Annotated in this window: 9 protein-coding genes and 1 pseudogene; 5 read left to right on the top strand and 5 right to left on the bottom strand. The window is 74.1% G+C overall.

Annotated elements, in window-relative coordinates:
- Nucleotides 1–1,534: pseudogene (locus tag FAF44_RS47465) on the top strand (chromosome partitioning protein ParA); the annotation flags it as partial.
- 231 nt (nucleotides 1,535–1,765) lie between these two features.
- Here the strand turns inward: FAF44_RS47465 and FAF44_RS47460 are convergent.
- A complete protein-coding gene (locus FAF44_RS47460; RefSeq protein WP_237110042.1) occupies nucleotides 1,766–2,977 on the bottom strand; it encodes a citrate synthase in 1,212 nt (403 codons plus the stop codon).
- Nucleotides 2,978–3,047: 70 nt separating this feature from the next.
- Between FAF44_RS47460 and FAF44_RS47455 the strand changes: the two genes are divergently transcribed.
- Nucleotides 3,048–4,265, top strand: coding sequence for a LeuA family protein (locus FAF44_RS47455; protein WP_237110041.1), 1,218 nt, complete (start codon nucleotides 3,048–3,050; stop codon nucleotides 4,263–4,265).
- 162 nt (nucleotides 4,266–4,427) lie between these two features.
- On the opposite strand, the gene FAF44_RS47450 is transcribed toward FAF44_RS47455, so the two are convergent.
- On the bottom strand, nucleotides 4,428–5,714 hold the full coding sequence (locus FAF44_RS47450; RefSeq protein ID WP_237110040.1) for an MFS transporter: 1,287 nt from the start codon (nucleotides 5,712–5,714) through the stop codon (nucleotides 4,428–4,430).
- Between the two features lie 95 nt (nucleotides 5,715–5,809).
- Here FAF44_RS47450 and FAF44_RS47445 point away from each other — a divergent pair, with 95 nt between their 5' ends.
- The gene (locus FAF44_RS47445) at nucleotides 5,810–6,439 is read left to right on the top strand and encodes an HAD family phosphatase (protein ID WP_237110039.1); all 630 of its coding nucleotides are present in this window, start codon (nucleotides 5,810–5,812) and stop codon (nucleotides 6,437–6,439) included.
- Between the two features lie 93 nt (nucleotides 6,440–6,532).
- On the opposite strand, the gene FAF44_RS47440 is transcribed toward FAF44_RS47445, so the two are convergent.
- Entirely contained in the window at nucleotides 6,533–7,423 is an 891-nt protein-coding gene (locus FAF44_RS47440; protein WP_237110038.1) for an NAD(P)-dependent oxidoreductase, read from the bottom strand.
- A 38-nt stretch (nucleotides 7,424–7,461) separates the two neighbouring features.
- Entirely contained in the window at nucleotides 7,462–8,424 is a 963-nt protein-coding gene (locus FAF44_RS47435) for a YafY family protein (RefSeq protein WP_237110037.1), read from the bottom strand.
- 96 nt (nucleotides 8,425–8,520) lie between these two features.
- On the opposite strand from FAF44_RS47435, the gene FAF44_RS47430 reads away from it, so the two are divergent.
- The gene (locus tag FAF44_RS47430; RefSeq protein ID WP_237110036.1) at nucleotides 8,521–9,141 is read left to right on the top strand and encodes a TIGR03086 family metal-binding protein; all 621 of its coding nucleotides are present in this window, start codon (nucleotides 8,521–8,523) and stop codon (nucleotides 9,139–9,141) included.
- A gap of 126 nt (nucleotides 9,142–9,267) precedes the next feature.
- Nucleotides 9,268–10,380: a winged helix DNA-binding domain-containing protein gene (locus tag FAF44_RS47425; RefSeq protein ID WP_237110035.1), complete on the top strand. Its 1,113-nt coding sequence runs from the start codon at nucleotides 9,268–9,270 to the stop codon at nucleotides 10,378–10,380.
- A 71-nt stretch (nucleotides 10,381–10,451) separates the two neighbouring features.
- Here the strand turns inward: FAF44_RS47425 and FAF44_RS47420 are convergent.
- On the bottom strand, nucleotides 10,452–13,248 hold a 2,797-nt coding region (locus FAF44_RS47420; RefSeq protein WP_237110034.1), incomplete at its 5' end, for an SbcC/MukB-like Walker B domain-containing protein.

Here is a 13,248-nt window from a genome sequence, read left to right as displayed (position 1 = left end):
GCGCGAGCCCGCCCGCGCGCGCCCCACCGGCCCCCTTGCCGAAGCGCGCCTTGAGCGCCGCACCCAGCTCCTGCCCGCCGCCCTGGCCGAGCTGCCGGGCTCCGTGCTGGTCAGCGCGGCCGGGGTGAGCGTCGTCGGGGCGTTCGACGGGGTGGCGACCGGGCGGGAGGCCCGCATCAAGGCCGCCGAGCAGCGGCTCAACCGGGCGAAAGACGTGCAGGAGAGCGCGGCGCAGGCCGTCCGCGACGAGGAGGAGGCCGTCGCGCAGGCGCAGCGGCGGCTGGAGGGCGCCAGGGCCGGGGTGCGGCTGGCCGAGGTGGAGGCCAGGCTCGCCGAACGGCGGGCCAGGCTGGGCGAGCTGAACGCGGCCGTCGAGGAGCTGACCCCGAAGGTCGCCGAGGCCGAACGTCAGGCGGGCGCGCTCGACTTCCGCGCACGCACCAGGGACATGGAGATCGAACGGCTGGAGGGCCGCAGGCAGCGGCACGAGTCCGAGCGGGCGCAGGCGCGCGACCAGGAGTCGCGGGTCACCACAGAGCGCGACGCGCTCAAGCTCGGCGCGCTGGCCGCCGACTGGGGCGGCACCACCGAGACCGCCCGCGCCTGGCTGCTGGCGCTGCCCGAGGAGGAGCGGCCCCGGGCCGCCGACGAGTGGTGGCGGGTCGCCGAACGCCACCTCGACCAGGCGCTGCGCGACACGTTTCGGTCCGAGGACGAGGCGGAGATCCCCGAGGAGCTGCGGTTCCTGCTGAGTGAGCGGGAGGGCAGCACGGCGCGCGAGCAGGCGACGTTCCCGGCGGTGTGCGGGGCGCTGGCGTCGTACCTGCGGGGGCAGGAGGAGTACGAACGGCACCAGCGGCGGCAGATCGAGGCGCAGGTCGTCTCCCGGCAGCGCGACCTGTCGGCGGCGGCCAGGGGCGCGGAGGAGGCGGCCCGGTCCACGGCCGTGCACCGGGCGGCGCTGACGGCCGCGATCAAGGCCCGGCTGACCCGGGTGGCCGAGGAGTTCGACAAGCTCGACACCTCCTACGGCGGCTACGGCGCGACCCTGGAGTTCCCGCTGCCGCCCGCGCCCGCCGACCCGGAGCAGCGCTGGCAGTGGCGGGTGACACCGAAGTGGCGGCGCGGCGAGGGGCAGGGGTTCGTGCCGTACAACCGGCGGGCCAACACGGCGCTCATGGACGAGAAGGCCGTCAAGCTCGTGTGCGCGGCGGCCATCGCCTCCTCCGGCGGCGGGCACCTGTGCCTGGTGCTCGACGAGCTGGGGCGCAACCTGGGCAAGGAGCATCGCCGGGAGGCGGTGGCGCTGTTCCGGCGGATCGGGGAGACGTACGGGATCACGGTGATCGGGGCGTTGCAGGACGACATGGAGCCGTACGCGATCGACGCCTGCGGGCAGTACATCAAGCTGCGGCGCTCGTCGGACGCGATGCCGTACAACGAGCCGCCGGTGATCGTCGGGCACGACCAGCACGCCGAGCGGGTACGGGCCCTGGCCGCGTACGTGGACCGCGGCACCCCCGCCCCCGCCTGAACGACCGGCCGCTGATCGGACCCGCGCCCGCCGAAGCGACCGACCGGGCCGGACTCCCATCACGTGATCAGGGCCCGGCCCGCCTGAGCGGCCGGCCGGGGCCGGGCTTCCTCACGAGATCGAGGGCCCTGGCGAAGGGGCCGGGGGCCTCGCGTGGTCGAGGCGGGTTTCTCAGGTGATCGAGGGCCCTGGCGAAAGGGCCGGGGGCCTCCCGTGGTCGAGGCGGGTATCTCAGGTGATCGGGGGGCCGGTGTAGGAGGCGCGGAGGCGGAGGAGGGAGTCGCGTTCGTACTCCTCCATCGCGTGCGCCAGCCACCCCGCCGCCCTGGCCACCGCGAAGATGGCCTCGCCCGCGCCCGGCACCATGCCGCCGACGGCGGCGAGGATGGCGAGGGCGAAGTCGATGTTGCGGTCGGGCAGGCGGCGTCGCCGCATCTCCGCCAGCACGGCCTCCCCCACGGCGATCCGCCCGTGCCCCGGCGCGGCCCGCCTGACCAGGTCGAGCAGGACGCCGCCGCGGCCGTCGCCGTTCTTGTAGACGCTGTGCCCGAAGCCGGGCACCCGCTCGCCGCGGCGCAGGCGGCCGGCGATGACGCGGGCCGCCTGGCCGGGCTCGGCGATCTCGGCGAGCAGGCGTTCCGCACCGTACGACGCGCCGCCGTGCAACGGCCCGCCGAGCACACCGAGCCCGGTCAGGACGACGGCGTACGGGTCGGCCCTGGCGGAGGCGGCCACCCTGGCGGCCAGTGTGGAGGCGGCCAGTTCGTGGTCCGCGAGCAGCACGAGCGCGGCCTGCATGGCGGTGAGCAGGGCGGGCGTGGCGGGGCTCGGGCACAGGCGGGACCACAGGCGCTCGGCCACCGAGTCGCCCTGGGGATCGCCGAGCGGGGGCAGCGCGTCCACCAGGCCCGCGATCAGCCGCCGCCCGGTGGCGCTGACGGAGGCGGGGTCGAGCTGGAAGCGGAGGGTGTCGGACGCCCCGAGCACCGTGGTGATCACCTGGAGGCGGTCGAGGGGCAGCAGGTCGGGAGGCAGCCCGCGCTGCGCGGCGACGGCGGCCCGCAGCCCGTCGTCGGGCTCGCACCGCCACGGCCCCGCGGACGTCCGCCGCTCGCCGGCCCAGACGTCCCGGTCGCCGGTCCACAGCCACTCGGCGACCGTCTCGAACGGGACCGTCCCGGCCAGCCCCAGGGCGTCGATGCCCCGGTAGTGCGGCCGGTCCACGCCGAGCGCCGTGACGCTCGACTCGATGACCAGCTCCGGCGGCTGGCTGCGCGGCCGGCCGCGGCGGGCGAGGCGTTCGATCTCCTCGGCCGAGAAGAGGCTGCGCCGCCCGTCCTCGCCGTGCCGCCGGCGCAGCACGCCCCGGCTCACGTACGCGTACAACGTGGCGGGTTTGACCCCGAGCCGCTGTGCCGCCGTGGCCGCGTCGATCCACTCCACGCCGAGCACCCTTCATAGTTGACGAAAATCAATATTGATCCACGTTGAACGCGCATGTCAACGTGGAGACATGCCACACGTTCACTTCCTCGACGTCACCAACAGGGACGGCGTGCAGACCGCGCGCACCGGCCTGTCGAAGTTCGGCAAGACCATGGTCAACTTCTATCTGGCCAAACTCGGGGTGACGCAGTCCGAGATCGGCTTCCCGTTCCTGTTCCACGAGGTCCCGTACGTCAGGGCGCAGGTGGCGCTGGCGCGGGCGGGGGCGTTCGGGAGCCTCAGGTTGTCCGGGTGGTGCCGAGGAGTGCCGCAGGACGTGGAGAAAGCCGCGCCGCTCGGCCTGGAGCACTACAACCTGTCCATCTCGACGTCCGACTACATGATCCAGAACAAGTTCCGCGGGCGGCTGGACAGGGACGCGATCATCAGGGAGATGACGGCGGCGGTGCGCGTGGCCAAGCAGGCGGGCGCGCTGACCGTGGGGGTCAACGCCGAGGACGGCTCGCGCACCGATGACGGGTTCCTGCTGGAGTTCGCGCTGGCGGCCAAGCAGGCCGGAGCCGACCGGGTGCGCTACTGCGACACCATCGGCGGCGACACGCCCGGCCGGATCCGCGAGCGGTTCGCCAAGCTGGCCGCCGCCACGGCGATGCCGGTCGAGACCCACTGCCACAACGACCTGGGCATGGCCGTGGCGAACTCGGTGTCGGGGGCGCTCGGCGACCTCGACGCCGGGCAGGACGCGTGGATCAACACGTGCGTCAACGGCGTCGGCGAGCGCTCGGGCAACGCCGACCTGCTCTCCACGATCCTGGCCCTCCGCCACGGGTTCGGGCTCGAAGGCACGGAGATCGGCGACGCGCTGAACCTGGAGTGGGCCCGCCGCTTCGGCCTGTGGGCGAGTTACGCGCTGGGCCAGCCGCTGCCGTACAACCAGGTCGGGGTGGGGCGCAACGCGTTCGCGCACGAGTCGGGCATCCACGCCGACGGCGCGCTGAAGGACCACGGCAACTACGAGCTGTACGACGAGGCGACGCTGGGCCCGTTCCCCGAGGACTGGCACGCGCGGCCGGGCCGGGTGGTGCTGACCGGCGAGTACGGCGGCAAGGCCGGCTTCCGCCACGTCATGGACGGCCTCGGGGCGGACGTGGCCGACGAGGAGCTGTCGTTCCGGCTGGTCCAGCTCTGCAACGCGATGACGGGCAGGCCGCTCACGGACGACGAGCTGCGCCTGATCGCGGCCTACCCGCGCGAGTTGTCGCTGATGTTCCCCGGCTACGACTGAGACGACGGCTCCTGAACGACCGCCCGCTCGGCCCGGCCAGGCTGGGGGCCATCGCGTGGCGGAAGCCCGCGTCCGCGCGCTCGACGCCCTCCAGCCGCACGGTCGCCCGCCGGAAGATCGTCGAGAGTCTCCAGCCGGCCGCGCACGCGTCCTCGACGGCGGTCAGAGGGTCCGGTCGCCGGTCTCCGGCAGCGCGAGCAGGCAGAGCAGGCTCAGCACGGCCATCGACGAGACGTAGACGCCGATCGCCGTCACGCCCAGCCCGCCGGCCTGCATGCTGGTGGCCACCAGCGGCGGCACCGCTCCGCCGAGCACGCCGCCGAGGCTGTAGGCGACGGACGCGCCGCTGTAGCGGTACTCCGTCCGGAACAGTTCGGGCAGGTACGCCCCCATCGGCCCGAAGATCAGCCCCATCAGCGCGAGCGCCCCGGCCAGCGCCAGCCCGACCAGCACGATCGAGCGCGTCTCCATCAGCGGGAACATCACCAGCCCCCACACGATCGCCACGAGCGTGCCGCTGATCAGCGTGCGGCGGCGGCCCAGCCGGTCGGACACCAGGGCGGAGATCACCGTGCCCGCCGCCATGAACAGCACCCCGATCATGGTCAGCCCGAGCATCGTGGTGCGCGGGATCTCCAGGGTGTCGGTGCCGTAGGCCAGGCAGTAGGTGGTGGCGGTGTAGAAGAGCGTGTACGTGACGGTCATCGCGCCGGCGCCGAGCAGCACGCGCCGCCACTGGTGCCGCATCAGCCCGGCGAACGGCACCTTGGCGATCCGCCGCTGGTCCATGGCCGCCCGGAAGACGGGGGTCTCGGAGATCTTCAGCCGCACGTACAGGCCGACGACCACCAGCAGCAGGCTGGCCACGAACGGCAGCCGCCAGCCCCAGCTCTCGAACTGCCCGTCGCTCAGCACCGAGCCGAGGACGAGGAACAGCCCGTTGGCCACGATGAACCCGGCCGACGGGCCGAGTTGCGGGAACATCGCGTACAGGCCGCGCTTGCCCGGGGGCGCGTGCTCGGTGGCCAGCAGCGCCGCGCCGCCCCACTCGCCGCCGAGGCCGATGCCCTGGGTGAAGCGGAGCAGCACCAGCAGCACGGGGGCGGCCACGCCGATGGCGGCGTAGCCGGGCAGCAGGCCGATCAGGACCGTCGAGAGCCCCATCACCAGCAGCGAGACGACCAGCATCGACTTGCGGCCGACGCGGTCGCCCCAGTGCCCGAACACGGCGGAGCCGAGGGGCCGCGAGATGAACGCCACCGCGAACGTCGAGAACGCCGCCAGGGTGCCGGCCACCGAGTCCATCTCGGGGAAGAACGCGGTGTTCAGGACGAGGGCCGCCGCAGTGCCATAAATGTAGAAATCATAAAATTCGATCGCGGTGCCGATGAGGCTGGCCGCCGCGATCCGCGACCTGCTGGGTGCCGCGGGGTGGGGGGAAGTGGTCATGGGCATCTCACTATGCGGACTTGCGTCTTGTTAGGCGATACGCAGACGCTACCACCTGCGCAATATTACGTTTCACCTGAGAAAGAGGGACCGGTTTGGCTGTCGATCTGGTGATCTTCGACTGTGACGGGGTGCTCGTGGACAGCGAGCCGATCTCCGTGCGGGTGGGCACCGCCGCGCTGCGGCGGCTCGGCTGGGAGATCGACGAGGCCGAGTACGCGGAACGCTTCGTCGGCTGCACGAACGAGTACTGGGCCGAGCAGATCGGCCGGACCCCGCCGGGCTGGCGCGAGCAGGTCAACGCCGACTACGTCGCCGCCGTCAAGGCCGAGTTGTGCGCGGTCGAAGGCATCGAGGCGGCGCTCGACCGGCTGTCCGTCCCGATCTGCGTGGCCTCCAACGGCCGGCACGCGACGATCCGCCGCAGCCTGGAGCTGACCGGCCTGGCCGGGCGGTTCACCGGACGGGTGTTCAGCGCCGAGGACGTGCCCAGGGGCAAGCCGGAGCCCGACCTGTTCCTGCACGCCGCGACCACGATGGGGGCCGAGCCGGAGCGCTGCGTGGTGGTGGAGGACAGCCCGTTCGGCGTGACCGCCGCGGTGCGCGCCGGCATGCGCTGCCTGGCCTTCGCCGGCGGCCTCACCCCCGCCTCCCGCCTGGACGGGCTGGGCGCGACGCTCTTCCACCACCACGCCGCGCTGCCCGACCTGATCAGCACCCTCTGACCGTTCTGTCTCCCGGCCGGGGAGACGTCGGCGGGGCACGGCCTCGCCCCAGACGTCACTCCCGGCCAGGGCGGCACGGCCTCGGCCCGGAGGTCACTCCTGATCGGTGCGGGCGCGGCCGTTCTCGTCGAGGTAGTCGCGCCACGACCGCTTCGGCGTCCAGCCCAGCAGGCGGTGGGCCTTGGCGCACGAGATGCCCGAGGCGTCGCGGCGGGCCAGGTGGCGCAGCTCGATCCGGTCATCGAAGTACCGGCGCAGCACGGCGGCGAAGTCGTGCCCGCCCGCGTTGTCCGGTGAGGCGATGTAGAACACCTCGTGCCCCGGCAGGTCCGACTCGGCGGCCAGCACGATCGCGTCCGCCAGGTCGTACACGTCGATGTAGCTCCACAGCCCCGCCCCGATCACCGAGCTGTCGCGGACCTGCGGGCCGAGGTTGCGCTCGTAGTTGCCCTCGTGCTGCACCCAGCTCGGCCGCAGCGAGACGCAGCGGAGGTCGGAACGGCGCACCGCGGCGTCCATGAGCTGCTCGCCGAAGTGCTTGGCCAGCGCGTACGGGTCCTGCGGCCGGATCGGGTGCTCCTCGTCCACCGGCGCGTAGTCGGGCAGGAACGGCCGCTCGGCGAAGAAGAAGCCCGGCACGGTCTCGCTGGAGATGTTCACCAGCCGCGGCACCCCGAACCGCACCGCCGCCTCGACCACGTTGAACGTGGCCATCAGGTTGTTCTGGAACACCACCTGCGGCGGGTTGGCGGTGGGATCGGGGATGGCCGCCGCGTGCACGACCGCGTCCGCGCCCCGCACCACGGCGAACGCCTGCCCCGCGTCGGTCAGGTCCGCCTGGAGGTAGGCCGGTTCGTCCGGCTCGGGCCGCTCCCAGACCGGACGGGTCAGGTCGGTGGCGGTCACCTCGTGACCCGCCGCGGAAAGGGCGCGCACGGCCGCCCTGCCGACCTTGCCATGGGCTCCGGTGACGACGACGCGCATGAGCGGCTCCTGACGAACGGACGGGTACGCCGGCCAACCTACCCGTCGAGGGCCTCGGCGTAGCGGCGGCCGAGGGTGCGGATGTGCGCGACGAGTTCGGGCGGGCCGTCCACGCGGAAGTCCATCATCAGCATGCTGAGGTAGACGGCGATGGTCTCCAGGGCGTCGGCGCCGGTGACGAGCACACTGGTGCGGGAGTCGACGGCTTCGACGATGCCGACGGCGGGGTTGATCCGGGCGATCACGGTCTCGGCGGGGGCCAGGACGGTGACGCGGGCGTGCACCTTCCAGCCGGTCCGCGCGACCTCGCGCAGGACGAACGCGACGAGGTCGTCCTCGGGCAGCGAACGGGCGGCGAAACGGCGGGACGCGGACCGGACCTCGTCCAGGTCGGCGACGGGCAGCGCCCGCCAGGTGTGCGCGCCGAGGTCGTAGGCGACCAGGAACCAGCGGCGGCGCCAACTGATGAGGCGGTAGGGCTCCACCTCGGTCTCGGTGCCGGCGTGGGCCGCCAGCAGGGTCGCGCCGTCGCGGATCGCGCCCGCGACGACGGTGAGGGTGGCGGCGGGCACCGGGGCGTCCGGCTCGCGGGAGCCGACCGTGGCGGGCCCGACCGCGGTGGCCGAGCGCAGGGCGGTCACCTGGTGCTGGAGGCGTTTCGGCAGGATCTGCTGGAGCTTGGCGAGTGCCCGGGTGAGGCTGGCGTCGATGTCCGAGATCCCGGTGGAGCCGTCCTCGGCCAGGCCGACGGCCAGGGTCACGGCCACCGCCTCGTCGTCGTCGAGCAGCAGCGGGGGCATCTTCGCGCCCTGGCCGAGCCGGTATCCGCCGATCGCGCCGCGCTCCGCGTGCACCGGATAGCCGAGTTCGCGCAGGCGCTGGATGTCCTGCCGCAGCGTGCGTTCGGCGACGCCGAGGCGCTCGGCCAGTTCGCGGCCGGTGAAGGACCGGTCCTGCAGCAGGGACAGCAGGCGCAGCACCCGGTCTGTCGTCGAAGCCATCGATTTCTCACCTCCACCGACTATTAGGCATAAAAGTAGCCTAATGGGTTCATAAGCTGAGGTCACCGGCAAAGAACGAGACCGAAAGGCACGAACATGAACGCCATCGACACTGCCACCGTCACCTCCCTGCGGCCGGTCTGGCGTGAGGTGCTGGCCGCCTCGTACCGGGCGCTGGAGAACAGCGTCGCGGTCGTGCGCGACAGCCAGGCGGACGACGCCACCCCGTGCTCGGACTGGACGGTCACCCAGGTGATCCAGCACGCCGCGGGCGACCAGCTCGCCTGGGCGATGCTGCTCGGCGTCGGGAACGGCCCGGCCTACGACCCCTTCTCCCCCTCCGGCGCCGTCGAAGGCGGCGCGGCGGAACCGGTGAAGGACGCCGTCGAGCAGGCCCGCGCGGCGTGGGCGACGGTGTCCGACGACGACGCGACCGTTCCGACGCCGCTGCCGCACGGCGACCTGCCCACTCCGGTCGCCGCGGTGATGTGCGCGCTCGACGCCGCCGTGCACGCGTGGGACATCGCCGTCGCCACGGGCCGGCCGTCCCCGCTCGACGACGAGCTCGCGGGCCACCTTCTCGCCGCCGCGCGGGAAATCGTCGAACCGCTGCGCCAGTGGGGCGTCTACGCCCCCGTGGTCGAGGCCGCCGCCGGCCCGTCCGCCACCCCGGTCGCCGACGACCTGCTCCGCTACCTCGGCCGCGTCCCGCGCTGACGATCGGGCTTCGGGACGTCGCCTCGTGAGCCGTTCGTCAGGACGTCCGAGGCGGCCGGCAGGCGATCGCACCGGCGGGAATGTCGGTGGCGACGGCTAAGGTGACCCGCGAGGAGGCGATACTCGGTGGAACTCACCCCCCGGCAGGTGCTCGACCTGCGGATGTCCAGCCTGCTGCTGCGCCCGTCGCCGGGAGGCGCGGGCCGGGCGACGAGCGTGGCCGAGGTGGTGACCCGGCTCGGCGCGATGCAGGCGCAGGACCTGGCCAGCGGCCTGTGGTCGTTCGGCGCGCGGCTGCCGGGAGTCACCGCAGCCGACGTCACCGTCGCGCTGGAGCGGCGCGAGGCGCTGCGCACATGGCCGATGCGGGGCACCATCCATTTCGTCCCGTCCCGCGACGCACGCTGGATGGTCGAGCTGATGGGCGTCCGGGTGCTGAACGGCGCGGCGCGCCGGCGCGAGCAACTCGGCCTCTCGGAGGAGACCGCCGTCCAGGCCATGGACGTGCTGGGCGCGGCCCTGGCCGGCGGCGGGCGGCTGAGCCGCTCGGAGTGCCTGGCCGTGCTGTCCGACAAGGGCATCGACACCAGCGGCCAGCGCGGCTACCACCTGCTGTGGTACGCCAGCCAGCGCGGCCTGCTGTGCATCGCCCCCAACCTCGGCAACGAGCAGAGCTTCGTGCTGCTCGACGAGTGGGTTCCCGACCCGCACCGGCCGGAGCGCGACGAGGCGCTGGGCACCGTCGCCCTGCGTTACTTCCGCGGTCGCGGGCCGACCACCCGGCACGACTTCGCGGGCTGGACCGGCCTGACCGCGGCCGACGCCAAACGCGGCATCGCCGTGGCCGGCGACGCGCTGGCCCGGGTGACCGTCAGCGGGGTGGAGGCGTACGCCGACGCCGCGCTCCTCGACGCCGCCCCGCCCCCGGCCGGCGACGACGAGGTGCTCGTGCTGCCCGGGTTCGACGAATACCTGCTGGGCTACAAAGACCGCTCGCTCATGGTCGCCGACGAGCACAAGGCGGCCATCATCCCCGGTAACAACGGGATCTTCCAGGCCACCGTGGTACGCGCCGGCCGGGTCGTGGCCACCTGGAAACGCACCCTCACGACGAGCCGGGCGCGGATCACCGTCCAGCCGCTCGTACCGCTGCACGGGAGCGACCGGGCCGAGGCCGAGCGGGCGTTCGAGCGATACGCGCGGTTCGTGGAACGCACCCCGGAGGTGCGCTGGCCGTGACCCGCCACAGGCTCAGGTCGTGCTACCTGAGTGCCGGGCGGTGGGTCCCGGCGCGGTGACGCCGCGCCGGGTCACCCTGTTCCCACGGCCTCGATCGTGCTGCCCGAACGGGTCTTGGTCACCTTGAGCTGGGCCGTGATCCTGGAGCGCAGCTCGGCCACGTGGCTGACGATGCCCACGGCCCGGCCGCCGTCGCGCAGCCCGTCGAGGATGTCCAGGACACCGTCGAGGGTGTCCTCGTCGAGAGTGCCGAAGCCTTCGTCGACGAACAGCGTGCCCAGCTCCGCGCCGCCCGCCTCGGCCGCCACGACGTCGGCCAGCCCCAGCGCCAGGGCCAGCGAGGTGATGAAGCTCTCGCCGCCGGACAGCGTGGCCGGGTCCCGCTCGACACCGGTCCACCCGTCGGCCACCCGCAGCCCGAGCCCGCCGCCCGCCCGGCCGCGCGAGCCCGCCGTCTTCGCCAGGTCGTGGCGCAGCAGGTAACGGCCGCCCGACATGTGGTCGAGGCGTTCGTTCGCCGCCGCCACCACCTGCCGCAGCCGCTCGCCCAGCACGAACGACGACAGGCTCATGCTCCACTGGTTGTCGCCGGAGGTGCCGCTGGCCAGCGACGCCATCCGCTCGGCCAGCCGGTGCCGCTCGGCCGCCGGACGCCAGCGTTCGATGCGGCCGGACAGCTCGCCGTGCAGTTCCGCCAGCCGCCGGGCCCGCGCCTCGGCCCGGTCACGCGCGCTGGCCAGCCTCGTGTGCGACCGCTCCAGGGTGTCGCGCTCGGTCTCGGCCGCCGCCAGGTCCGGCGCGGGCTCGGCCGCGGCGGCCACCAGCTCGGGATCGGCCAGCACGCCGCTCACGGCGGCATGCTCGTCGTCGAGCCTGCGCAGCAGTTCGGCCTTGCGCTCCCGCTCCGCGACGCCGCGGCAGGCGGCCTCGGCCTCGCGCACGTCCGCGAAGCCGGCCTCCGCCGCCGCCTCGCCGGCCGCCTGCCCGGCCCTGGCCAGCTCGTCGCGGGCCGAGACCGCCGCCTGCGTCGCCTCCAGCGCCTCGCGCAGCAGCTCCGCCTCGTCGTGCAGCCTGGACAGGCGGGCCGTCAGGGTGGCGTCGCCGCCGCGCGCCGCGTCCAGCCGCGTGCCCAGCCTCCCGGCGTCCCCGCTCAGTTCCTCGTGCCGGGTTCGGCAGGCCGCCAGCCGCGCGGTCACCCGGCGACCACGCTCGTCCAGTTCCTGCCGCTCCCGGCCGAGCCCGCCCGCCTCCTCGGCCAGCGCCCGTTCCCGGCCCGCCGACGCCTCCAGCCGCCGCAGCTCCCGCTCGGCGGCGGCCAGCTCCCGCTCGCCGTCCACCTCGGCACCGCCATGCGCGGGCTTGTGAGGTTCATCCGGACGGCTGCCCCGCACGTCATCCTGAACGTGGACCGAAGCGGGATCCGGACCGCCGTCGGGCACGCGGCCCTGGTGGTGGTCCGGGTGGCGGCTGTCGGTGCCGCCGCCGAGGTCGTCGTGACCGTCCGCCGGGCCGGCGGAGCGGGTGAGCCGGTCGCGGACGCGGGTGCGTTCGGACTCCAGGTGGCGACGGTGGGCGCGGTGGGCGGCGAGCGTCTCGGCGATCTCCCTGGCCCGGTCGCGGACACGTTCGCGCTCGATCTCGACGCGGTCGAGCGCGGCGGCCAGGGCGGGCTCGCGATCGGCCACCGACTGGAGTCGGGACACCTCCTGCTCGGCCAGCTCCATCCGCTCCGCGGTTGCCGTCACGTCCAGGCCGCCGGTGGCCTCGACCGCGTCCGCGTGCCGGGACTCCAGCGACGCGAGCACGCGCTCGGCCGCCTCCCGCTCGGCCAGGGCGGCTTCGTGGGCGTGCTCGGCCTCCTGCTCGTCGTCGGCCGACGGCGCGCTCGCGGCCGGGGCGGCCGGATGCGGATGGTGCTCGGAGCCGCAGACCGCGCACGGCAGGCCGTCGGACAGGTCGCGGGCCAGCTCCGCCGCCATGCCGTCGATGCGGGCCTGCCGCAGGTCGAGCCAGCGTTCCCGGACGGCCTGCGCCTGGTCGACGAGCACTTGGTGCGCGGCCACGGCCGCCTCCAGCTCCATGGCCAGGGCGTCGCGCCGGTGGGCGGCCTCCAGCGCAGCCCTGGCGGCGTCGAGACTCGCGGTCGCGGCGGGGACGGCCGCCGCCTGCGCGCGTACGTCGGCTAGGGCGGCACCGGCGTCCGCGAGACGTTCGGGGATCTCGGCCTCGGCGGCGGCCACCTCGGCCTCCCGCTGCGCCAGCGTGTCGAGTTCGGCCGCCAGCCTGGTCAGCTCGCCGTCGATGTCGATCAGGTGGGCGGCGGCGTCGCGCACGGCCCTGACGGCGGGGATCCTGGCGGCGTCCACCCGGGCCTCGGCGAGACCGGCCTCGGCCCGCTCGATGAGCCCGGGGAGCACGGCCAGCCGCGCGGCCACGCCCTCGTCGGCGCGGACCAGTTCGGCCAGCTCCTGCTCGACGCGGAGCAGGTCGCGCCGGACCACCGACAGGCGGGCCTCCTCGGTGAGCAGCTCCGACAGGCGGGCGATCTCGTCCTGCCGCCGCCGCTCCAACGCGGCCAGTTCGGCCACGGACGGCTCCGCGATCAGGTACGGCGCGGCCCCACCGGCACGCCCCGGCTCCTCATCCGCCGACGGACCCCGCACAGGGAACGCCGTGAGCTGCTGGTCCGGCGAACCCGAGGCCGGGTCATGCGGCGGGTGCGAACCCGTGACGTGCCGCTCCGGCGGCACCGCGAACTCGCCGTGCGGCCCTGGGACTGGGTCGTGCGGTAGGTGCGAAAGCGTGCGCTGCGGGTCCGTGCGGTCGCCGTGCGGGCCCGGGGCCTGGTCGTGCGGGGTGGTGAGGGAG

This window comes from Nonomuraea sp. MG754425, assembly GCF_021699195.1.
GTDB lineage: Bacteria > Actinomycetota > Actinomycetes > Streptosporangiales > Streptosporangiaceae > Nonomuraea.
The sequence above is the reverse complement of the archived record's forward strand: the minus strand, read 5'-3'. Positions and strand labels throughout refer to the sequence as shown.